The 23,447-nt window shown below is 42.5% G+C and carries 22 protein-coding genes; 6 read left to right on the top strand and 16 right to left on the bottom strand.

The genetic code is table 11. The annotated features are described in order from the left end of the window. Positions 1-5: 5 nt before the first annotated feature. Entirely contained in the window at positions 6-938 is a 933-nt protein-coding gene (locus P0G38_RS06615) for an ABC transporter ATP-binding protein (RefSeq protein ID WP_015509966.1), read from the bottom strand. Between the two features lie 86 nt (positions 939-1,024). Between P0G38_RS06615 and P0G38_RS06610 the strand changes: the two genes are divergently transcribed. Then, positions 1,025-2,134: a sensor histidine kinase gene (locus P0G38_RS06610; protein WP_420842489.1), complete on the top strand. Its 1,110-nt coding sequence runs from the start codon at positions 1,025-1,027 to the stop codon at positions 2,132-2,134. Then, positions 2,131-2,754: a response regulator transcription factor gene (locus tag P0G38_RS06605; protein WP_275854650.1), complete on the top strand. Its 624-nt coding sequence runs from the start codon at positions 2,131-2,133 to the stop codon at positions 2,752-2,754. Before P0G38_RS06610 ends, P0G38_RS06605 begins: the two co-directional genes overlap by 4 nt. Positions 2,755-2,857: 103 nt before the next feature. Here the strand turns inward: P0G38_RS06605 and P0G38_RS06600 are convergent, their stop codons facing one another. The 5 genes from P0G38_RS06600 to P0G38_RS06580 all read right to left on the bottom strand — a co-directional run bounded on the left by P0G38_RS06600 (position 2,858) and on the right by P0G38_RS06580 (position 8,232). Next, positions 2,858-3,085 carry a hypothetical protein gene (locus P0G38_RS06600; RefSeq protein WP_005229738.1) on the bottom strand — a complete coding sequence of 76 codons (228 nt, stop codon included), beginning with the start codon at positions 3,083-3,085 and terminating at the stop codon, positions 2,858-2,860. Positions 3,086-3,186: 101 nt separating this feature from the next. Beyond that, the gene (recD2, locus tag P0G38_RS06595; RefSeq protein WP_275854648.1) at positions 3,187-5,841 is read right to left on the bottom strand and encodes an SF1B family DNA helicase RecD2; all 2,655 of its coding nucleotides are present in this window, start codon (positions 5,839-5,841) and stop codon (positions 3,187-3,189) included. A gap of 20 nt (positions 5,842-5,861) precedes the next feature. Then, positions 5,862-6,515: a histidine phosphatase family protein gene (locus P0G38_RS06590; RefSeq protein WP_015509969.1), complete on the bottom strand. Its 654-nt coding sequence runs from the start codon at positions 6,513-6,515 to the stop codon at positions 5,862-5,864. Between the two features lie 17 nt (positions 6,516-6,532). Continuing rightward, entirely contained in the window at positions 6,533-7,036 is a 504-nt protein-coding gene (gene trmL, locus P0G38_RS06585; protein ID WP_015509970.1) for a tRNA (uridine(34)/cytosine(34)/5-carboxymethylaminomethyluridine(34)-2'-O)-methyltransferase TrmL, read from the bottom strand. 353 nt (positions 7,037-7,389) lie between these two features. Then, positions 7,390-8,232 carry a methyltransferase domain-containing protein gene (locus P0G38_RS06580; protein ID WP_005229724.1) on the bottom strand — a complete coding sequence of 281 codons (843 nt, stop codon included), beginning with the start codon at positions 8,230-8,232 and terminating at the stop codon, positions 7,390-7,392. 102 nt (positions 8,233-8,334) lie between these two features. On the opposite strand from P0G38_RS06580, the gene P0G38_RS06575 reads away from it, so the two are divergent. Then, complete coding sequence (locus tag P0G38_RS06575) at positions 8,335-8,976, top strand: copper homeostasis protein CutC (protein ID WP_275854644.1); 642 nt, start codon at positions 8,335-8,337, stop codon at positions 8,974-8,976. A gap of 61 nt (positions 8,977-9,037) precedes the next feature. Here the strand turns inward: P0G38_RS06575 and P0G38_RS06570 are convergent, their stop codons facing one another. Together P0G38_RS06570 and P0G38_RS06565 are read right to left on the bottom strand one after the other, a co-directional pair. Next, a complete protein-coding gene (locus tag P0G38_RS06570) occupies positions 9,038-10,819 on the bottom strand; it encodes an ABC transporter ATP-binding protein (RefSeq protein ID WP_275854642.1) in 1,782 nt (593 codons plus the stop codon). Then, positions 10,806-12,557, bottom strand: coding sequence for an ABC transporter ATP-binding protein (locus tag P0G38_RS06565; RefSeq protein ID WP_275854640.1), 1,752 nt, complete (start codon positions 12,555-12,557; stop codon positions 10,806-10,808). The genes P0G38_RS06570 and P0G38_RS06565 overlap by 14 nt, the downstream gene beginning before the upstream one ends. A gap of 144 nt (positions 12,558-12,701) precedes the next feature. Here P0G38_RS06565 and P0G38_RS06560 point away from each other — a divergent pair, with 144 nt between their 5' ends. After that, entirely contained in the window at positions 12,702-13,538 is an 837-nt protein-coding gene (locus P0G38_RS06560; protein ID WP_275854638.1) for an AraC family transcriptional regulator, read from the top strand. Positions 13,539-13,590: 52 nt separating this feature from the next. Here the strand turns inward: P0G38_RS06560 and mgtE are convergent, their stop codons facing one another. Genes mgtE through yjbM form a run of 4 tightly spaced genes read right to left on the bottom strand, consistent with a single transcriptional unit; the run spans position 13,591 to position 17,348 of the window. Continuing rightward, the gene (mgtE, locus tag P0G38_RS06555; RefSeq protein WP_010749430.1) at positions 13,591-14,955 is read right to left on the bottom strand and encodes a magnesium transporter; all 1,365 of its coding nucleotides are present in this window, start codon (positions 14,953-14,955) and stop codon (positions 13,591-13,593) included. A gap of 17 nt (positions 14,956-14,972) precedes the next feature. Further along, complete coding sequence (locus P0G38_RS06550) at positions 14,973-15,872, bottom strand: RluA family pseudouridine synthase (protein WP_074932946.1); 900 nt, start codon at positions 15,870-15,872, stop codon at positions 14,973-14,975. Between the two features lie 4 nt (positions 15,873-15,876). Then, a complete protein-coding gene (locus P0G38_RS06545) occupies positions 15,877-16,674 on the bottom strand; it encodes an NAD kinase (RefSeq protein WP_262120036.1) in 798 nt (265 codons plus the stop codon). Positions 16,675-16,679: 5 nt separating this feature from the next. Further along, positions 16,680-17,348, bottom strand: coding sequence for a GTP diphosphokinase (yjbM, locus tag P0G38_RS06540; protein ID WP_005229708.1), 669 nt, complete (start codon positions 17,346-17,348; stop codon positions 16,680-16,682). Positions 17,349-17,544: 196 nt separating this feature from the next. On the opposite strand from yjbM, the gene P0G38_RS06535 reads away from it, so the two are divergent. Beyond that, positions 17,545-18,120, top strand: a complete 576-nt coding sequence (locus tag P0G38_RS06535; RefSeq protein WP_151194996.1) for a CYTH domain-containing protein — start codon at positions 17,545-17,547, stop codon at positions 18,118-18,120. Positions 18,121-18,228: 108 nt separating this feature from the next. Next, on the top strand, positions 18,229-18,885 hold the full coding sequence (locus P0G38_RS06530) for a ClpXP adapter SpxH family protein (RefSeq protein ID WP_142968249.1): 657 nt from the start codon (positions 18,229-18,231) through the stop codon (positions 18,883-18,885). A gap of 130 nt (positions 18,886-19,015) precedes the next feature. On the opposite strand, the gene pepF is transcribed toward P0G38_RS06530, so the two are convergent. From pepF to spxA, 4 genes are all read right to left on the bottom strand, one after another. Then, positions 19,016-20,833: an oligoendopeptidase F gene (gene pepF, locus P0G38_RS06525; RefSeq protein ID WP_016610833.1), complete on the bottom strand. Its 1,818-nt coding sequence runs from the start codon at positions 20,831-20,833 to the stop codon at positions 19,016-19,018. A gap of 68 nt (positions 20,834-20,901) precedes the next feature. Further along, positions 20,902-21,891, bottom strand: coding sequence for a competence protein CoiA (locus P0G38_RS06520; RefSeq protein ID WP_275854632.1), 990 nt, complete (start codon positions 21,889-21,891; stop codon positions 20,902-20,904). Between the two features lie 100 nt (positions 21,892-21,991). Continuing rightward, positions 21,992-22,642, bottom strand: coding sequence for an adaptor protein MecA (locus tag P0G38_RS06515; RefSeq protein WP_275854630.1), 651 nt, complete (start codon positions 22,640-22,642; stop codon positions 21,992-21,994). 152 nt (positions 22,643-22,794) lie between these two features. After that, positions 22,795-23,193, bottom strand: coding sequence for a transcriptional regulator SpxA (gene spxA, locus P0G38_RS06510; RefSeq protein ID WP_003127030.1), 399 nt, complete (start codon positions 23,191-23,193; stop codon positions 22,795-22,797). Positions 23,194-23,447 lie beyond the last annotated feature (254 nt).

Genomic DNA, 23,447 nt, shown 5'->3' with positions numbered 1-23,447 from the left:
CTCCTTTAGTCTCTCAATTCCTTGCCCGTGATCTCTAAAAAGACATCATTCAAAGTGGCTTCTTTGGTTGCAATTTTTCCATACGTGATATGCTCTGCTTGTAAGAGCGTCAGAATCGGTAATAAAACTGTATTCAGCTCCGTCGTTGTTACTTCAAGCTGACCGTTTTTATAGGCGATCCCATCAGAAGCAATGGTTTGCTGAATCGTTGTCAATACAGGCTCAGGTAGTAAGGGGATATCGATGGTCAAACGATCCGCTGTCCGTACCATATCTTTTAGAGATTCCTTGGTTCCTTTAGCAATCACCTGTCCTTGATCCATAATCACGATCTGATCACAAAGAATCTCCACCTCTTCCATGTAATGGGTCGTATAAACAATCGTCGCTCCTTGACGATTCAGTTCTTTGATACTTTCTAAAATTTTGTTCCGACTTTGAGGATCGACCGCTACCGTGGGTTCATCTAAAAAGATCAAGCGCGGCTTATGAGCGATCCCGCAGGCGATATTCAATCGTCGCTTCAACCCACCGCTGAGCTCGCCTGGGTGAAACGTCACAAAATTTTCCAATCCCACTAATTGAATCACTTCTTCGATCAAGGCTTGGCGTTTCTGTTTGTCAGCAACATATAAACCGCAAAAGTAATCGATATTTTCTTGCACACTAAGTTCTTCAAAGACGGCAACATCTTGAGGAACGACGCCAATCATTGCCTTGACGGCATAATTTTCCGGCGTCATGATTGATCCAAACAGTTTAATGGTGCCTTTGTCATAATTTAACAAAGAGAGCATACAGTTGATGGCGGTGGATTTTCCGCTTCCGTTTGGTCCCAATAATCCTAAAACTTCTCCTTCTTGAACTTGCAGATCAAAATGGTTCAACGCCACAAAATCACCATAGCGTTTTACTAATTTATCAATTTCGATAATCATGATGAAAAACTCCTTCCAAATTTCTTGTTAATCTGACTATAATAAAGTTCAAGGAAAGAAACTAGTGACGATTGGCTAAACCAACCATGACATTTGTCACAATGAAGGAGTCTCCTATGACGAACTATCGACCACTCACCGAAGCGGGCTTTTTCCTCGCTATCTCATTGTTCTTATTGGTAAACCAAGGATTTGTTGCTGTGCAAGTCATCTATCTGCTGATCGCTGTTTTATTTACTGGCGTCAGTTATTTGCTGCCTAAGAAACCAAGCTGGTTTTTTCAAGTTATTCTGTTGCTGCTATGTGCCTTTTGGCCAGCGCTTGCCCTCTTTTTGCCCGCAATGATGCGGGTGATCGCTCCAAAAGAAAGACAAGATGATGGTTTATTCCTATTAGGTTTTTTGTTGATTTCGACGGTTGGCAACCATTCACCCACTGAGCTCGCCTTTATCATCCTGCTACTGCTTTTCGCTTTTTATTTACGAAAAAAAGAGCAGCGAATGATCGATCTTGAGAAAAAATATATTGCTTCAAAAGATACCCATTGGGAAAAGGAGCAGCAGTTATCGGAACAAAACAAAGCATTAGCCCTGTCACAAGAGACAAAATTAGCCTTACAAATCGCGGAAGAACGAAATCGAATCGCGCGAGATATCCATGACAATGTCGGCCATCTACTTTCGAGTGCCATTTTACAAATTGGTGCGCTTGAAATGATCAATCAAGAGCCGAAATTAAAGGTGCCGTTAGCAAATTTAAGTGCAACGGTTCACACTGGGATGGATCGCATTCGGCAAAGCGTTCATGATCTCCATGAAACATCGATTTCTTTTCCGCAGGCCATAGAGTTTCTGATTACTGATTTCCCCTCTTCCGTAACGATTGAAGGAAACTTGTTTGAAGGATTGAACGATGCCCAGCAAAACTGTTTCTTAATGGTCATCAAAGAAGCCTTGACCAACAGCATCAAACACAGTCATGCCAAAACCGTTGTCGTGCATTTTCGCACGCTGCCCGCCTTTTACCGTCTGCAAATCACCAACGAGGACGTCAAATCACCCCAAACTGCAAACAACGGGATCGGTCTGAAAACGATGCGTCAACGGGTCCAGGAGCTGCAAGGTCAAGTTCATATTTTGCAAGAAAACCAACGCTTTCAGTTGACGATCATTTTACCAAAGGAGGAACACCAATGATTACTGTAGTCATTATTGATGATGACCCGTTTGTGACGACCTCATTGCAAACCATTTTAGAAAGTACAGAAGAGATTCAGGTGTTGGGTATCGGTCATTGTGCTAAAGACGCCATTGATCTCTACGAAGCCCATCGTCCTGACGTTTTGTTGACCGACATCCGTATGCCGGAACAAACTGGGATCGCTGCTGCCAAAGAAATACTGGCTAAATTTCCGCAAGCGATCCTCTTGCTTTTGACCACCTTCAAAGATCAAGAATACATTCGTGAAGCCTTTTCTATCGGTGTCAAAGGATATTTGATCAAACAGAACCTGCAAGCGATCATCCCTTCTGTCAAAGCCGCATACAATGGGCAAGTCGTGTTTGGGAATGAGATCGTCGAGACCTTCACGCAAATGATGAAGAACGAACCAGCGATAGATAATCAAGCATCTTTTAGCGAACGTGAACTTGCGATCATCAAAGAAGTAGCAGCGGGTAAAAACAATAAAGAAATCGCCGATGCCTTGTATCTAAGTGATGGAACCATTCGTAATTACATCAGTCAATTACTAGAAAAGCTGGAGTTGCGGGATCGCACGCAATTAGCGATCTATTATTATCAGCATTTACAGTAAACCTCATCGATTGCAAAAAAGCCTGAAGAATGCGAAGCTGCATTCTTCAGGCTTTTTGTTTTCTACTCGATTATCCGACTGTCATAGTATTTTTGTGGACAAGCTATGGATTTCCAGGACTGCCAGGATTCGTTGGGTTATTCGGTGTGTTAGGCGGAAAAATCGGCGCCTTATCTAACGTTTTTTCTAACCCTGATTCTTCCCGATCGCCTCGTTCTGACTCAGGACTTTCATCCAATTTGAATTCTTTTTCCATCTCATCTAATTTTTTAAAGTCGTTGCCAGATTCTTTTGCTAATTTTGCTAATTTATCTTCGGTTTCTTTCGCCATAACGTAACGCCTCCTTTTGATTTTAGCTTAGCATAAGAAGCTAAAAAACCAAAAGAAAGCGCTCACTAACGACCCTTTTTTTGTATTTTCTCATCTTTGAATCAACCATTTTTTGCGGGCATAAAGTCGTATGGAGAACAATCCTTCATGCCAATCATTGGATCCACTAAATGCTTTTTGACCATCGTTAAGGTCAATACACCATCGTTTGGCGTTTCTTCGATGAGTGCTTCTTCCCCCGTAGTCCCTTCACTTAGAACCTTATCCCCTGAAAGAGGCTTTGCCATTTCTGTCTGATTTGATGCTGACGGTTCCGTCTCGGCAAAAGCAAACAAATCAAGCCCACTATCTGAGGTCTTTTCTACCGCTTGCTTGTTAGCACTAACTTCAGTGCTGGATTGCTCCTTTATCTTCGTCGAAGACGTTTTTACTTTCGTGTCAACAGAGGAATCCTCATAAAATGGATCATCCGCTTCTTCAAATTGGGCCAATTTTGCTCGTTGTAACGGCGTCATTTTTTCTGTGCCATTGATGCGTTCTTTCAGCGTCGTTAAACGAGTCGCAGATTCGTGGTTGACACAAGTTTGGTACGCTTGTGGTTCACCAAGTAAAATCAGCATCTCTTTGCTACGGGTCACAGCAGTATATAGCAAATTGCGCTGCAGCATGCGTTGGTATTGATGAACCATCGGCAAAATAACCATTTGAAATTCACTGCCTTGAGATTTATGGATCGAACAACAGTAGGATAACGTGATCTTGTTCCATTCATTCCGCTTATAGGTCACTTCGTTGGCATCAAATTGAATGACCAGCTCGTCGACCTTGTCTTCCGACTGTTTGGCTAGAGTGATCCCAACGATTTGGCCCATATCGCCATTAAACACGTTATCTTCAGGAGAGTTTACCAACTGCAAGACCTTATCTCCGATACGATACACCGTATCATTGAAGGTCACCTCTTTTTTGGTCCCATCATTGGGGTTAAAGATCTCTTGCATCATTTTATTAAGGGCATCGATACCCGCTGCCCCACGATACATCGGTGCCAACACTTGAATATCTTGCGGCGTGTAGCCTTTGTCTTTTGCCCGTTTCACGATCTGAGCGATCAACGGTTCGATTTTGTAAGCATCACACGCAAAGAAAGAACGATCTTTTTGGTTTTGTGTAAAATCTGCAGGCAGCTGCCCGTTTTTTATGGCATGGGCGAGTGGAATAATACTTGACCCATCGCCTTGGCGGTAGATCTCCGTCAATTCTTGTTTCGGGATCGCATCGATCGCTAGCAAGTCATGAAGAACTTGTCCTGGCCCCACAGAAGGAAGCTGATCTTTATCCCCCACAAAAATCACTTGCATGTTCGTAGGAATCGACTTAAAGAGGGTATTCGCCAGCCATGTATCCACCATAGACATCTCATCGACGATCAGTAAGCCGCCTTCTAATTCTTTTGGACTGATCGATGGCGCTTTTTCACGTCCGTTCAAGCCTAACAAACGATGGATCGTACCACTTGGCAAGCCAGTCGTTTCGTTCATTCGTTTGGCGGCTCGACCAGTCGGTGCTGCCAAGAGAATCGGAAAGGTTTCGTCGCTGTATTTTGATGGTTCTAAGTCCAAATCGTTCAATTCAGCAAACAATTGTACGATCCCATTGATCACCGTCGTTTTCCCAGTACCAGGTCCTCCTGTCAAAATAAACAATGGCGAACGAATGGCTTCTTTGATTGCTTCTTCTTGCGAAGACCCATAGGTGATGCCTAAATGCTTCTCAATTTTTCGCAGCGTTTTGCTGATTTTTTTCTCAGGATACACGATCTCTTTTTTGCGGGAAAGCAAGCGTTCGATGGAACTAGCGATTCCCCACTCAGAAAAGTACAAACTGTTTTCATATAAACGAGTTTCTTCTTGCTGGATTTTTCCTTCCTCCACTAATTGAATGATCGTTGATGCCAGGTCGTCTGGCGCGATCTCAATAGGACGACTCGTCTCTAATAAACGCAGTGTCTGCTCTAACAAGTCCTGAGCGTGGATAAAGGTATTACCCGTCTGCAAGGACTGGGCGAAGATTTGATGCAAGACCGCCGCTCGAAACCGTTGCGGTGACGAAGCTTCGATCCCTAGCTGCTCAGCGATGCCATCTGCACGTTTAAAGCCAATGCCTTCAATGTCTTCCACCAGCTGGTAAGGATTTTCTTCGATAATTGCTAATGCTTCATTCTTGTAGGCTTGGTAGATTGCAAAAGAAAGCTGACTACCAAAACCATAACGGCTCAAGCCAACGATCACTTGATCCATCCCATGATTTTGCCGAACGGTATCTAAAATCATTTTTTGCTTACTTTCATTCAATCCTGGAATCTGCTCCAACAATGTTGGTTCTTCCAGCATCCGGTCGATCGCTTCTTCTCCTAAAAGATCAACGATTTTTTCAGCGGTCTTCTTACCGATCCCAGGAAATTTTTCTCCAGAAAGATAGGCGATCAACCCTTGTTCAGAGGTCGGTTGTTCTTGTTGGTAGCTTTCGGCCTTCAACTGGACGCCATACTTGGGATGATTGACCAGCTCACCAAAAAACCGATACTTTTCCTCTTCTTGGATTTCGCCGAAACTACCAGTAACGACAATCTCCGAGTCTTTGTAGTCGGCATTATTCTCAGTGACTTTAACTAATAGTACTTTATAAAAATTGCTGGGATTCTGGAAAAAGATGGCGGCAACATGGCCGACAAAAAACGTTCTTTCTGGAATCATGGTGCCGCTCCTTTCATGGTTTACAATAAAGCGTCTAATCCTGCCTGATTGCTTAAAAAGCTTGCTTCATTCCAAACTTTTAGTTCAAAAGGCAATACTTTTTGTTCATTCGTCTCTAATAAGCTAACGCTGTTATTGACTAATCCACCTTGCTCTCTTAATTCGGCTAATGGTTTGCCTGCAAGCCACTGTATAGCAGCCGTAAAGGATGCGCCATGACCGACGAACAATAATGGGCCTTCATGCTGCATCACCGCATCCATGACGACGGTCTCGATTCGGCTCAATGTTTCTTGGATCGGCTCACCTTTAAAGGCACTGGGATCGTATCGATCCAGGTGATTACGCAAATCAGTCAGTTGTTGGGGATACTTCTCATGCATTTCATCGATGGACCGACCTTCCAATTCACCGAGTCCGATTTCTCGCAGGTTCTCATTATAAATGATTTCAACAGGGTGTTGGAGTCTTGCTTGGATCTCTTGAGCAGTCACTTTTGCTCGCAAAGATGTACTTGAGTAAATCTTCTCAAAAGGAATAGCTGCCAGATAATCACCGAGTAATTTGATCTCATCATAACTTTCTGGCAATAACGGCGAATCCCCCAGCATTCCTTGAAAGCGGCGTGCTTGGTTCCACTCTGTTTTTCCGTGACGGGTAAAGTATAATTGCATCGAAAAAGCCTCGCTTCTTAGTCTAATTTGTCGTTCTCGTAATGATGCGTCAATTCCAACTGCGGAAATCCTTGCTGCCGCAAAACTTCATAAATGATCAACGCAGCCGTATTTGATAAATTTAGGGAACGAACGTGCTCATCATTCATGGGGATCCGCAAGCATTTTTCGGCATGCTCACGCATAAAGCTTTCTGGAAGCCCCGTCGTTTCTTTCCCAAAAATGAAGAACTGATCGTCATCTGCGGTGTAATCGACATCAGAATACACGCGATTGGCAAATTTCGAGATCAGGTACAACGGACGCGCTCCTAAAAAGTCCATAAAAGCAGCTAAATCTTTATGATAGGTAATATTGACATCGTGCCAATAATCAAGCCCAGCACGCTTCAATTGCTTGTCATCCGTTGAAAAGCCTAAAGGCTCGATTAAGTGTAAATGAGTATTTGTTGCTGCACACGTCCGTGCAATATTCCCCGTATTGGCTGGAATCTGAGGTTCAAAAAGAACGATGTGATTCATAGATAAAAACTCCTTTCGATCGGATACTGCCGATCGGTTCTCGCATTGATTTGTGTCGTTAAACGTTACGTTTTCCATTACATGCTCAATAACTACTTCAATAACTTCTATAGTACCATATTTTGGCACGCTTGTTTTTCTAGAAACAACATTTTTTGGGCGCTTTTTTGGGCATAAAAAAAACGTACCAACTCGGTGTCGATCACTGCGAGTCGTTACGTTAGTGAAGCTCTTTTCACTAACTTTTATCAGAACAGGAACCTGATAAAAACCAATGAAAAATGACTTGAGAACAATATATCACTCCCATGGCATGATTGCAAGAGTAAATAACAAAAAAGTTCAAAATATTTTCAGGAAATTTTCGCAATCAACACCTCAACATCAACTGTAATCTGTGTCAAAGGGGTTTGTCGCAGCTTTTCTTTGCGTTCCTCCGAAGCCCCCCACTCTAACGGGGACATGGCAAGTAAATCTTGACGATTTTCTTCAGGGATCGCAAAAACATGCGTCACTCTTTGACGGGATGCGTTGGGATAGTGTTCAAAAAATTTGCTAACGACCCGTTCATTCGAATACTGTTGTTTTGTTTCGTTATCAGGATAAAAAGCGGCTCGTAGTTCTTTTAAATAGTCCGCCGCAGGAACCACTTTGATCAGCTGTCCGCCTTTTCTTAGAATGCGGTTAAACTCCCCATAATTTGACGGCGAAAATAGATTGAAAATCGTATCAAAGCTCGCTTCAGCAAACGGCAGGTTGGTCAGATCCGCTACACACCAAAAAGCTGGTACGTTTTGATTGGTTGCTAGATAGACTCCGTCCTTGGCAATATCAAAGCCGACAGCCGCCTGAGTCTTTTCATTGACCAGCTGAGCCAGAAAACTGCCTTCGCCGCAGCCAACATCTAAAAGATGCTTAGCATCGCCCAAAGCTGCTTTGATGGTCTCAAGGACTGGTGCATACATGCCACTAGCGATCATTCGTTGACGCGGCAAAAACAGTGCTTGATCATAATCTGCTTTGACTTGATGATCCAAAAAGAAAAGTGTGCCTTTCTTTGATAAGTCAAATCGATGACGATTTGGACAAACCAAGCCATTTTCGGTCGGGAAAAATGCTTGGCGGCACAATGGACATTCAAACAAGTGATAATGGGCGTTTAAAAATAGGCGCCCGCGATCGATTTTTTTTAACATTCAACTTCCCTCATCTCTGCTCTACTTTAGCATATTCTTGTGGTAGAATGCTAGTGGATAGAATAACAAATCAATTGAACACCCATCAAATGGAGGTAAATCATGTTAAAAGAATTTTGTGCAGAAAACTATACCAATATTCCCTTAGCAATCGCCCGAGGTGCAAAGCGCATCGAACTCTGTGATAATTTAGCAGTCGGCGGAACAACACCAAGTACCGGCGTGCAAGAAGAAGTTCTGCAATATGCTGGCGAAAAAGGAATACCCGTTATGACGATCATTCGACCTCGGGGCGGTGATTTTGTTTACAATGATACAGAATTGAAAATCATGCATACCGACTTGATCGAAGCAAAAAAATTAGGAACAGACGGCGTTGTTCTAGGTTGCTTAACACCTAGCGGCTGGTTGGACGAAGAAGCATTGGAGCTACTGTTAGAAACCGCAGAAGGCTTGCAGCTTACTTTTCACATGGCGTTCGACGCGATTCCTGCAGCGCGCCAATTCAAGGCGATCGATTGGTTAGCTGAGCATGGGGTACAGCGGATTTTGACCCATGGTGGTGCTGCAGGCACTCCAATTGAAGCAAATTTCGATCGTCTGAAAGAATTGATCGCCTATGCTGGTGAGCGTTTAACGATTTTACCTGGCGGTGGCATTTCCTTTGAAAATGCCCAAGAAGTTGCCGATACACTAGGTGTAAAAGAAGTTCATGGAACCAGAATCGTTGACCTTAACGATTGAGCTTGAAGGACACAAAGAAATCCCCACAAACGATGCGTTTCTATCGTTTGTGGGGATTCTTTTAGATCGCTTGCAATAAGTCGTATTGTGATTGATACAAATGGTGATACAAGCCTTTTTGTGCCATTAGCTGATCATGGTTACCCGATTCAGCGATTGTCCCCCCTGCCACGTAAAAGATTCGATCAGAATTTTTGATCGTGGACAGTCGGTGAGCGATGATAAATGAGGTTCTGCCTTCTAACAGCTTCAACAATCCTTCTTGCAGCAATTCTTCTGTCTTCGTATCGATACTTGAGGTCGCTTCATCTAAGATCAAAATTTTTGGATCAGCCAACAACGCTCGGGCAAAGGAAATCAGTTGCCGTTGCCCTGCAGATAAAGTACTTCCTCGTTCTTCGACGACGGTTTGATAGCCGTCTTTCAACTCCGTGATAAAGTCGTGGGCACGGACGATCTTCGCTGCTTCGATGATCTCTTCTTCTGTCGCATCTAATTTTCCATAGCGAATATTCTCTATGATCGTTCCTGAGAAAATAAAGGTATCTTGCAGCATGACACCCATTTGTGAGCGCAGCGATTCCAGCGTCACGTCACGAACGTCCATCCCATCCACTTTAACACTGCCTTCATTGACATCATAAAAGCGGCTCAGCAAGTTGATGATCGTGGTTTTCCCTGCACCAGTAGGACCAACCAAAGCAATACTTTCCCCAGGTTCAATGTGGAAGTTAACATCAGAAAGAATGTTTTTGCCTTCTTCGTATCGGAAGGTCACGTGTTCAAAATCAACGGTCCCTTTCATCGTCGGCAATACGTTTGCATCAGGTTTGTCTTCGATATCTGGGACTTCATCCATCGTTTCAAAAATCCGTTCAAGATAGGCTGTTGCTGTAATCAAAGAATTATAAAAATTCCCGATATTGATGACTGGATTCCAGAAATTATTGATATAACTGATAAAAGCGATCAGAGTACCTGTGCTGACATCGACACCGATCTGACGAATGCCGACAAAATAAATCAAACAAGTCGTGATGACCGAAATGTTTTGCACCCCTGGCCACATCAGAAATTGAATTTTGACAGCTTTCATCCATGAAGTTCGGTAATCATTGCTGACTTCTTGGAAGATCTCAGCATTTTCTTCTTCTCGCGCAAAGGATTGGGTAATCTTGATACCAGCAATACTTTCATGAATATAAGCATTTAGATTGGATTGTTTATTACTCAACACCTGATAGGCTTTGCGCTGGTTATTCTTGATCACCATCACCATGATGAACAAAATTGGCAGCAACGCAAGGGAATACAAGGTCAATTTGAAGTCGATCGCAAACATAAAGATCAAGGTGATGATGACGTTGAAAACATCCGAGATCAAATTGATCAGGCCGTTGCTCAATAGGTCACTCAGTGTATTGATGTAGTTTACGATGCGAATCAAGATCTTGCCGTGGGGCCTTGTATCAAAATAAGAAAAAGGCAGCCGCTGCAGATGTTCAAAAATATCAAAGCGCATATCCTTCAATACGTCTTGACCAATATTCGTGATATGGTAGATACGATAACGCATGCAGACGCCGATAACGATCAAGGTCACTAGAAAGGCAGCTCCTAGAAGCAGCAATTGGTTGACATTTTTCTCAGGAATCGATGAATCGATCGCGATCTTTGTGAACACGGGCGCCAGCATTCCTGCTAAGTTCGCCAGAATGATCGTAAATAGTACTTTGGCAATACTTTTTTTATAAGGAACGACATATTGTGCCAAACGCTTGAAATCCTTCCAGCTAAATTCCTGGTCTAATTCCTCATCCACATCAAATTTATTTCTCGCCATCGTCTTCACCTCCTGACAAGCCTAATTGTTTTTGATACACTTCGTAGTATTTGCCCCGCAGACTGACAAGTTCTTCATGGGTCCCTTGTTCAACGACTCGTCCTTTTTCCATCATCAAAATCTGATCGGCTTCTCGAACAGAGGAGATCCGATGCGCAATGATAAACGTCGTTTTCTCTCCTGTTAATTTTGTCAGCTCCTGTTGGATCTTCGATTCTGTCTCCATATCAACGGCAGACGTCGTATCATCCAAAATTAAGATCGATGGATCTTTGGCTAAGGCACGTGCTAGGGAGATCCGTTGTTTTTGTCCGCCAGAAAGCCCCACGCCTCGCTCGCCCACGATCGTTTCATAGCCTTGAGGCATCCGAGAAATAAAGGTATCTGCATCAGCGACTACCGCCATTTGCCGAATAAAGCCTTCATCAGCTAAAGGATTTCCAAAAGCAATGTTGTCGGAGATGGTATTGGAAAACAAGAAAACATCTTGCATCACCATTGAAATGTTTTCCCGCATTTGGCGCACGGGATACTCTTTGGCGTTTTTTCCATCAATCAATACTTCCCCTTCCGTCGGATCATAAAAGCGTCCAACTAAATTCACTAACGTCGTTTTCCCTGAACCGGTTTCTCCTAAGATCCCTAACGTTTGACCAGGGCCAATTTTGAAGTTGATGTTTTCCAACACATTTTGATTCGGATCATCCGAAAAGTGGAAGGAAACATCTTTAAACTCTACAAATCCTTTGATCGGTTCTAATTTTTCTTGTTGATGAACAGGAATTTTCGATTCTTGCGCCAACATTTGCCGAATTTTGATACAGGCTGCGGAAAATCGCTGAACGTCGTTGATCAACCAACCACTCATACGCATAGGATTATTCAACATCCAAAGATAGCCATTAAACGCAACAAGATCTCCTAAGGTCATGTCCCCATTGATTACGAAAATTCCGCCTAAGACTAAGGCAATGACTGACAAACTTCCTGCTAAGCCGTCAAGCCATGGCAGATAGGTACGGGATACTTTGGCAGATGCCATATTGCGGGTCTTAAAATCTTCGTTGTAGGAGTGAAATTTTTCGATCTCAAAATTTTCACGAGCAAAAGCTTTCACTACTCGATTGCCGCCGATATTTTCTTCTACCATTGAGTTCAAGCGCGAAAAGCTCTCACGAATGTCAAAAAACAACGGGTGTGCTTTCTTAGACATGCGATTGGTCAACAGAAATATGATCGGTGTGACAGCCACCAGCGCCAACATCAATTTCCAATCAATAAAGCTCATAACCACCACCGCTGAAAAGAACCATAAGATACATTCAGCGATATTGTAGGTCACCCAAGAAACAAAGTGGCGAATGGCATCGGTATCACCGGTCATCCGTGCCATAATATCTCCCACACGAGTGTGATTGAAAAAGTCGAAATCCAATTCTTGCAGCTTCTGATACAAATCTTCCCGTAAATCGTATAACGTATTTTGCCCGACCCGTTCAAATAAAATTTGATAACTGTAGCGGACGATGGTACGAATGACGGTCGTTGCGATCATGATCAACAATAATGGAATCAATAAGTGCGTTTTTTGCTGATTGATGACATCATCGATCACCATTCCTCCCAAGTACGGATTAACAATGATCAGCGCTGCATTGATCACTAAAAACAGGACTGCCAATATGATTTTTCCCCGGTTCTTTTTGGCATAGCGCCAGATCCATTGTGTATTACTCATCTAATTCCCCCTCTCGTTGTTAAGCTTAGCGTTTTGAAAAGCGATTTGAATGGTTTTTCTTACTCATTTTGATGTAAAATATTAGTAAGAAGCACCATTCCCTTTTTTTACAGGAAATAAGCACCCAATTGGAGTGAATCAGCCATGAATTTAGTTAACCCTCGCACGTTTAATCCAGAAATCATCTATCTCTTTGACCCATGGACGCAAGCAGAAAGTCATGGAGAAATGCACCATCATGACTTTTTAGAAATCAGCGTCTTATTAGAAGGAGAAAGTACCTATTATTTTGAAAAAGAACCAGCGAAAAAAATCCGTGCTGGCAGCGTCATGCTTTTCAATCCTGGCGTCGATCACTGCGAATTGCAGCCTAAGGGCACTCGCTCCCATCAGCTGCATATTGGTTTGAAAAATATTTCTTTGGAAGGGTTTAAACGGAATTTCTTCCCGAACAAACACCCCTTGTTGGAGCTAGGCAAATACCATCATCAAGTTTTGGAAAAAGCCTGGCAGTTGGTGAGAGAAAGCAGTGAAGAGCGGGATGAGTTTCAATTGATGCAAAAGGCTGTTTTGATGGAGATGCTCGTCTACATTTTACGTGGACTAAATGAAGACCATATCAATGTCGTGCCTTACCTTTCCAAAAGCCAACGACGACAACAACAGATCGTCAACTATACGGTCTATTACTTGGAAAATCATTACAAAGAAGAAATCACGTTAGAGAAGCTCGCACAGGATCAATTTCTCAGCCCGACGTACCTTTCAAAGATTTTTAAAGAGGCGACGGGTGTCAGTCCCATCAACTACTTGATTGAGATTCGCTTAAAGCGTGCCAAAGACATGTTAAAAAATGAAAACCTCACGATCAAAGAAGTCGCCTCTGCTGTGGGCTATCAGGATGCTTATCACTTTAGCAAGTCTTTTAAAAAACTTTATGGTGTCTCTCCTTCTGGGGTATTGCCAAAACCAAAAAATTAAAGAGCAAGCCGATGATCTTCCTTTGAAGGAAGATTATCGGCTTGCTCTTTTTTCATTGAATAAAATAGTTCATAAAAAGACTGGCAATGTTGAAGTAGATCAAAACACTAGTCAAATCGCTAAGGGTCGTGATAAACGGACCACTTGCCACTGCTGGATCAAAACCCAGCTTGTCCATCAGCATCGGGATCAAACTTCCCGCTAAGTTGGCTACTGTGATGGCACACATCATCGCCATCCCAATCACAAACCCTAGAATCGGATTTTGTTTCCAGACAGCTACGATAGCAAAAATCGTCAACCCCGTGATGGCACCTGTGAACAGTCCTGTCAGCACTTCACCGACCACCGTCTTCATAAAGCTGTTTTCTTTGTCGTCATTGATCGCCAGACGACGAACGGCTACGGCTAAGGATTGGGTACCAGCATTACCGGCGGTCCCAGTGATCAGTGAGATAAAAACAGCGAGAATACTTGCTTCGCTGACCAACTCTTCATAATGACTGATCAGACTGGCGGTGGCCATTCCGAGAAAGAGTAAGGTGATAAGCCAAGGCAAGCGTCTCGAAGACGCTTTGATCGGGTTCTCACTGACTTCTTCCACATTGACCCCTGCCAAACCAGAGTAGTCACTGGCTGCTTCATCATCGATAACGTCGATGATATCATCGACGGTCACGATCCCTAATAGGTGATCGTCATAATCAGTGACTGGCAGTGCGAGAAAGTCATAATCTCGGAAGGTCTGAGCGACATCCTCTTGGTCATCTCCAACATGAACCGACATCACCCGCTCGTTCAAAATATCAGCGATCATGGTATCTTCATCATTGATGATCAAGTCTCTTAAAGAAATAACGCCCACAAGCTTATTATCAGTATCCACGACGTAAATATAGTAAATCGTCTCGGCAACATCTGCGGCATTTTTTAAGACATACATCGCTGAACGAACCGTTTGGTTGGCAACAATGGAAACAAACTCGGTAGTCATCAGCGATCCAGCAGTTTCATCTTCATAGTGCAGCAGCTCTTTGATTTCGCTAGCAGCTTCAGCGGTCATCAAACTCAAATATTTTGCTGTTTGTTTTTTATCCAGAGTATTCAGCAGGTCAACCGCATTATCGGTATACATTTGCGCCAACATATCAGCCGCATAGGCAGGGCGCATCTCTGAAAGATAGTCCACCATGTGTTCATCATCTTCTTCAATGACGTCAAACATGTCTGCCAATTCTTTCGGGGAAAGATACGTATAGACGATTTGTCGATCGGCTGCTTCTAGAGATTGGTAGAACTGACCCTGCTCGTAGATATGCAGATCCAAGAACGCCTCACGAAATCCCTGGATATCATTGTCTTTTAATGCTTGATTCAGTTGATCAAACCGTTCAGTTAATTCTTGATTTTCATCCAATCTCTTCACCTCATTTGTTATTGCCTATCCATGGCTGAGCAAACAGCGGCCATGTCTGCTGGTAAGGGCAGCTTAAAAGCCAACGGTTCATTCGTAAAGGGATGCTGAAATTGCAGCTGACAGCAGTGTAATGCTTGTCGTTTGATCCCAAGAGCCATTGTACCGCCATACATCTCGTCTCCTAATAAAGGACAACCGATTGCAGAAAAATGGACCCTTATTTGATGTGTCCTGCCTGTGTGTAACTGAATATCAACTAAAGCGCAATCTGAATTGCGTTGTTTTAGCCAATACTCCGTCCGTGCTTCTTTTCCTTCGTCACTGACCTTGCGTTTCAATAGCGACGTCAGGTCTCTAGCAATCGGCAGCTCAATCTCACCATGGGCAGAAAGTGCGGGCAGTTCACCAGCAACGAGGGCTTGATATTTTTTTACGACCTGCTTCTTTCGCAACTGGCTATCCAGCTTCGCATGGGCAAACCCATGTTTTGCAAAAAGCATCAATCCTGATGTGTCACGGTCTAACCGCGTGACTACATGAATCACTTGATCTTCATAGTGCTGCGCTTGATAGTAGGCCTTGACGCGATTGGCCATCGTGCCAGTCGGATGATATTGCGCAGGGATCGATGAGATGCCTGCTGGCTTATTCACGACTAACAGATGGGCATCTTCATACACGATCTCAATCGGTGTCGGGTCAGCCAGCATCGTCTCATGTTCCCCTTCAGGAGGAATTACAATAGTTACCCTATCATTTTGCGCCAAAGAAAACAAGACGTTTTGCTCGTGATCGTTGACAAATATCTTTCCGCCTTGAAATTTGATTTTTGCTAACAGTCCTTTGGACACCCCTTGTTCCTTCAAAAAGTATTTGACTTGCTGTCCTTGTCCAGTATAGTGATACGTAAATTCCATGGGTTTATTCTTCTCCAATAAAGGAATCTTTGACCCGATTCCAAAAATGCATATGCCGATAAGACGCAAAATGAATCCGTTCATCGGCAATACGGTAATAGATAGCATCGATTTCTTCTTGTTCGATGGTAAACTGATCGATCGTCACTAAATAGTCGGTGCTTTGCTGCAGTTGTACTTTGACCCATTCATGGTGACCCACGACGATCGGCGAACCAAGGGTCCGAAAGACACGATTGTTCAACGAAGCAATCTCTGCCAATTGAAAGGCATTGATACTTGGGTGCAAGACTGCCCCACCAACACTCTTGTTATAAGCAGTGGAGCCGGTGGGAGTTGAGATCGATAAGCCATCCCCGCGAAACTTTTCAAAGAGGTCTTCTTTAATAGAAATATCGGCAACCATCGTGCGATTGCCGCGCTTGATCGTTGATTCATTCAATGCTAGGAAATGCTTGTCTGATTTTCCATTCGCATACGTAATACGGACATCTAATAACGGATAGCTGACGCTTTTTTGATGGTCATTGCATAATGACTCGACTAGTTCTTCCAATTCATAATCTCGCCAGTCCGTGTAAAAGCCGAGATGACCCGTATGGACGCCTAAAAACTGCACTTGATCCAACTTATGATTGTACAAGTGAAAAGCAGAAAGGAGCGTGCCATCTCCACCAACAGAAATCACTAATTCAGGATTTTCTTGATCGATCATATTTTCTGATTGTTCTAAAAGCGTAGTCAAACGCTTTGTCACTTCTACCGACTTGCTTTCTTGATTATGGACGATTGCCACGCGGATACCTTTCATTCCGTTTCCCCCTTTGGCAACGGGTTCTGATCATGTCCGCCTCGCTTGCCTTTCCCATGTGAAAATAACCGTTGTGCCTCTTGGATCTCTTCACGGATATTGGACATTTCTTCATCTAGCTGATAGGCGGCTTCTGCCGACCGACGCAGCCGTTCACTGATTTCAGCGGGAAATTCCCCTTGGTATTTGTAGTTTAATGAATGTTCGATCGTTGCCCAAAAATTCATCGCTAGTGTCCGAATTTGAATCTCAGCTAAAATAATTTTTTCCCCGTCGATCAGTTGAACGGGATATTCGATCACTAGATGGTACGAACGGTAACCACTGGCTTTTTTATTGGTGATATAGTCCCGTTCAATGATCACTTTCATGTCTTTACGTGTACGCAACAGTTCAACGACTTGGTGAATGTCTTCCACAAATTGACACATGATTCGCAAGCCAGCGATATCAGACATCTCTTCTTCTAGCCGATCCAAAGCAATCCCACGTAATTTGCTTTTCGTTAAAATGCTATCCACTGGCTTGACCCGCCCAGTGACAAATTCAATGGGAACATGCTTGTTTTGTTCCCGATATTGTTTTCGTATGCCTCTTAATTTTACTTTTAATTCTGAAACCGCCTGTTCATAAGGCGCTAAGAATTCTTCCCAATCTCGAATCATTCTTCTCCCTCGATTCTGTTCATAACATACCTCTTATTCTACCATACTCTTGGAATAAAACTGAATGAACAGAAGAGCAGAAACTAAAGATTTTTTGTCTCTCCCCCAACGTCTCAGCTTTTCTTTGTTTGGTTTCTTTGACGGAATAGCTGAAACAGCGTACACTATGGTTGCAATAGAAAGAGAGTGAGAAACGATGGTCGAACAAGTAGAGATTGAATATAAAACAATGTTGACGGAAAAAGAATACCACCAGCTGCTTGCTTATTACAATTTGTCAGAAGAAGCATTTAAGATACAAACCAACTACTATTTTGATACGGTAGATCATAAGCTGCGGGAAAAGCAATTCGGCTTGCGTATTCGCACGACTGCTACCAATGCGGAATTAACGCTAAAAACCCCCATTGAGCACGGATTATTAGAGACGACTGATCCTTTAACGAAAACGTCGGCAGCTGCATTGATTGCTTCAGAAAAAATTCTACCTACGGGTATCGTTGCTCAGCGCCTAAGAGCGGCAGGTATCGAGCCTGACACGTTACGTATGATCGCAGCATTAAAAACGAAACGGGCGGAATTTCCGATTGAAGAAGGATTGCTCGCGTTAGATGAAAGCTGGTATGGTCAACAGCATGATTATGAGTTGGAGTTAGAAGTCAACGAGCCGATTAAAGGAAAAGATGCCTTTTACTCCTTGTTACGTTCCTTTGGCGTTCCTTACCGACCAGCGAAAAACAAGATCATCCGTGCCGTTGAAGAAAAATCATAGTAAGCTGTCCTTTTGCTTACTTTTTTCGCGTTTTTTTGCTATATTTAATAAAACATACTTATTTTGTTTTTCAAGGTACAAAAGAATCTTAATTGGGGAGAGATTCAAATGATCGAACTGTTTTTATTTATTAATCCGATTGGGCCTATTTGTTATGATATCGAAAAAGAGATTCTCAATAAATTAAACACGAGCCGCAAAAAAATCCATTTGCAGATTCTACCTTTCGTTAACTTGTTTTCCGTAGGTGTCTCAATGGACTATTTGTCCATGAATAAGGCGGATTTGGTCTTGCGAAATGAACAGACCAACCAAATCTATGCTGCATCACTGGACTATAAGGCAGCTCAGTTGCAAGGGAAAAAAATTGCGCGGGATTTCTTGTTGAAACTGCAACAACGGATAGGGATCGAAAAACAAGAATACAGCGATGCCTTAGTGAAAGAATTATTTTCTGAAACGAATGGTGATTTAGAGATGTTCCTAGAAGATCGATCCTCTGAGCTAGTGAAAAAGAACTTTGCCACCGATCAGCGTGTAGCCAAAGATATGGGCATCACGATCACACCCTCTGCTGTGGTGTATGATTTTTCAAGTGAAGAAGAATATGGGGTCCTTTTAGAAGGATCAGAGGAACTGAGAAGTCTTCCGCTCGTCTGTGGTACAGCAACAGAACTCGATACATTTTTGCAAAAAGCTCAGTCTTTGAAAGCACCAAAACTTTCCACTATTCATGAAATTGATCGCGGGTTGATTCTTTTATGAAACCCTATTCAATAGCGACGCTGCGCAGCGAGCCAAACGATGATCTTGTGTTTGGCTCGCTGCGCAGCGTTTTTTATTGTGGACAAACAAAAAAACAAACCAATCCTTTACGGATTGGTTCGCTTTTCAATTATGCTTCAATTTCTTTGACGAGTTCTTCCAATTCATTCAAGCGTTGCTCAAATACTTTCATCGCGTCTTCAATATAATCTGCTTTTGTCATATCGACGCCCGCTTTTTTCATGACTTCGATTGGATAATCACTGCGTCCAGCTTTCAAATAGTTCAAATAGTTGGTTAAGGCATCTGGTTCACCTGCTAAGATTTTCTTCGCTAAAGCAGAAGCTGCCGAAAATCCGGTTGAATACTGGTAAACATAGTAATTGTAATAGAAATGCGGAATGCGTGACCACTCAAGACGAATCTCAGGATCCTTTTCAACAGAAGGTCCGTAGTATTTTGCATTTAACTCGGCATAGTTCTCGCTTAAGAACTCACTGGTCAATGGCGTTCCTTTCGCATCTTCCACGTGCATGAAGTGTTCAAACTCGGCAAATTGCGTTTGACGGAAAATCGTTCCTTTGAAGCCATCGAGAAAATGATTCAAGACATAAGCTTTGACCCGTGGATCTGTTTCAGTCTGCAGCATATACTCTGTCAAAATATTTTCATTGGTGGTTGAAGCGATTTCCGCTAAAAAGATCGAATAATCCCCATAGGCATAAGGCTGGTTATTACGTGTAAAGTAACTATGCACACTGTGTCCCATTTCATGAACAAGAGTAAAGAGTTGATCCAATCGATCATTCCAGTTCATCAGGATATATGGCAGCGTATCATAGGCACCAGAAGAATACGCGCCACTGCGTTTGCCTTTGTTTTCAACGACATCGATCCACCGATTGCTGAAGGCTTCTTCAACCACCGCAAGGTATTCTTCACCTAATGGTTTTAACGCTTCTTTCGCTTTTTCGACCGCTTCTTCATAGGTATATCGAATGGGTGCTTCCCCTAAAATCGGCGTATAAACATCATACATATGCAACGTATCGACAGCCAACAGGCGTTTTCTTAATGCCATATAACGATGCAACAATGGCAGGTGCTGATTGACGACATCCACTAATGTATCGTAGACACTTTCAGGAATGTGGTTAGCACTCAAAGCGGCTTGCCGTGCCGAATCAAATTTGCGGGCTTTTGCTTTAAAGTTATGGGCTTTGATATTGGTGCTTAATGTTTGGGCAAAGGTATTGCGGAATTGCTCATAGACACCATAAAGCCCTTTAAAGGCTGCTTCACGGACAGACCGATCCGTGCTTTCCATCAACTCACCGTATACACCATGAGATAACTGTACTTTTTCCCCGTTTTCATCTTCAACTACTGGAAAATCCAAATCAGCATTGTTTAAAACAGAAAAAATGTTGCCAGGTGCCCCAAAAATTTCGCCAGCACCGGCTAATAGCGCTTCTTGCTCCGCTGGCAAGACATGTGGACGCTCGTTGATGGTTTTTTCGATCATATGACGATAAACAGCTAGTTTCGGCTCTTGATCGAAATAGCCCCAAATCGTTTCATCAGACATTGTCAATAGCTCAGGATCAAACCAAGCAACGGCTTCACTTACTTGCGCAACCAAGTTACTTGCTTTTGCATACAAGCCTTGATACGTCGTATTGGCAGTATCTTGGTCGTTTTTCAAATGACTGTATACATAGAGTTTCTCTAAACGACGAGAAAGCGCTAAAACAAATTCTAATGCGGATAAGAAGGCTTGCGGCCCATCGGCTAAAGTGCCTTGGTAACGACTTGCTTCTTTGACTTGTGCTTGGATCTCTTGAAATTCTATGTCAAAAGCCGCATCATCGGCATAGATTTTCGTTAAGTCCCACGTTTTTTCGACTGGAATCGATTCACGTGCTGGTAATTGTTTTGTTTCTGACATTCCCTTCACTCCTTGTTCATTGGTTAAAAATATCTTATCATACTTTTCAGTGAAACCAAATCATTGGCTTAAAAAGAAACCGAATTTTCTAAATATTGGCATTCTTGAAAGAGCCCGCGCAAAATTTCCCGTTGATCCAGTAACGGGAACTGCCATTGCCAATCCAGCTGCCGCAGCCGTGCTACCCATTGATCAAAACGAAGGGGACAGTCACTTAAATAAAGAAAGCGAAAAACCAATATTCGATGCTCAAATAAAATGCCAAAGCTGCTTTTACAATAGCACCACATAGGCAGCTGGGAGACATTGCCTTTTAACGGATACAATATTTCTTGGATCACACGGATTTTTGGCAGGTTCTTTCGCAGTTTTTGTATCAACCAGACCTGATAGTCTGCAGCAAGCCATTCAGGAGGACGGTGATGGTTTGATCTTTGTCCTTTGCACAAAGGGCGAAGAGTTTCTTTATGGTAAGGCGCCCCTTTTCGAGCATCGCTTTGTTGACTGCTGACTCCTTCTTGATAGTGCCAGTTGATTTGATCTAACTTCATTAAGGATTGATTTTGCGTATCAATCAGCCACAAACAAAAACCAGTTGCCTGATAACTACAGCAGGCTTTTGCCAAAAGTGACCATTGGCGTTTCGGATGCAATTTCTCCCCTAAGATCCACCATGGTCGATAGCCGTTTGCTAAATACGTGCTGGTTCTTTCAAGAAATCGTGAAAACTTGAGGGAAGAACACTGTACTTCAATGGCGATATTCTTATAACAAAGGTCAGGACGCTGTTGGAGTTTAGGCAAAAAGGCTTCGATCTCAATCCCTGTATCTTGAAACCATTCAAACAATAGTTGTTTGGCTTCCAAGTGTTCCTTCGTCTCCCCTTCGCTGTAAGTCTGACAATCAGCAGTTGCTTGATGGGCAAAGTGGGGCTGTCGTTTGGTTCCTTGCCGCAAAGTCACTTCTTGGTGACACCCTGGGCAATAAAAAGGACCTGAAGCTTTCTTTCTCCCTTTCGCTGCAATGACTTCTTTTCTTTGGTTCAATGCTTTCAGCATCTAACTCACCTCAATAAAAGATACGCCATTTTCATCAAACACAATTGAAAAAGCCAAGAACATTAGCAACATGTTCTTGGCTGGAAATGAATTTCATTCATTAATCATTCTTGAAGTAGAAACGAGTCAATTCAAGTGCATCGTTTTCCATGATCAACTGACCATATTCAGATAAAACCTCTGGCGTCACTGATGTCCGTTGGGCAAATTCCATCAAATAAGAAAGTGCATTTTCCACTTCAATATCAGTAACCTCTGCATCCATGAATCGAATTTCAATATAATAATGGTTACCCATTTGGTAAAGATTGGTTGCAACGGAATCCAAATATACTTCGGATGCCAATTGAATCATATCTTCGAATCGCAACAACTCGAATACAAAACGATTGCCGATGTCTTCTGCTTGCTCCGACTCTTGTAATTGAGCCGCCACATGCTTTTTCAACATGTCGGTAATGTCTTCATTCGCTTCATCGTTCATCTCCTCAAAATTTTCCATTCCTTCTGGTGGAAGATTTTTGCTAATAAACAATTCTAACCCATCGCCTTTAGGCAAGACTTGGAAAGTTACAGCTTCACTGCCCTTAAATTCTTCGTCAATATCAACTTCTTCAAGAATACTGTAAAAGAAGTTTTCAATTTCATTGTGATTTCCTAGAAGGTCAAGAAAAGTGATGCCTCTCGCAGCTAAGTCTTCACTTTTGATCAATACACGAATGGTGTTCTCATTGATATGTTCCATTTCCATATTAGCTACACCTCACTTTTGCTACTCACTATAGGTTCATTGTATCGAAACCTGATAAAAAGTAAAGAGAAAACGAATATCCTCTTAAGAAAAACATAAAAACTCAAAAAAAGACTCACTTTCAAAGAGAAAGCGAGTCGATGAAGTCAAATTTATAATCCTGCCATTAATTGCGCTTGTCTTAGTTCCAGTTGGCGAACATCCCTAGGTAAGAACCGACGAATTTCATCTTCGTTGAACCCAACTTGCAATCGTTTTTCATCAATCATGATCGGACGACGCAATAATCCTGGGTTTTCTTGAACAAGTGTCAATAAATCTTTTAGGGGCAGGTCATCTAGATCCATATTCAACTTTTGGAATACTTTGGATCTGGTGGAAATAATTTCTTCTGTGCCATCTTCTGTCATCTGTAGAATTGCCTTAAGCTCAGAAATATTTAACGGTTCTGAAAAAATATTTCTTTCAACAAAAGGGATTTCGTGCTCTTGTAACCACGCACGAGCTTTGCGACAAGATGTGCAACTTGGGGAAGTGTATAGTGTCAACAACGTGCATCTCTCCTTTTTAATTTTCAATCAAGCAAGTCCTGTTCCCTCGCTTGATTTCAATTATACAGGTTTAACTAAAAAAAATCTAGTCTAAATCTCATATTTTTTAATAAAACTCGAAAGTTATATTAAAAGCGAAACCTTTAAGGCAAAAGGTTTCCTTCAAAAAGTTTATTTTTAAATGAGAAAACTCAAATTTTTTTTTAATATTACTCCTTTTATACAACAGTGTGTCAAAGGTGTATCAAAAAGAT

Source organism: Enterococcus casseliflavus, assembly GCF_029215545.1.
Classification (GTDB): Bacteria; Bacillota; Bacilli; order Lactobacillales; family Enterococcaceae; genus Enterococcus_D; species Enterococcus_D casseliflavus.
Note: the sequence above shows the minus strand (reverse complement) of the source record. Positions and strands in the feature narration are given on the sequence as shown.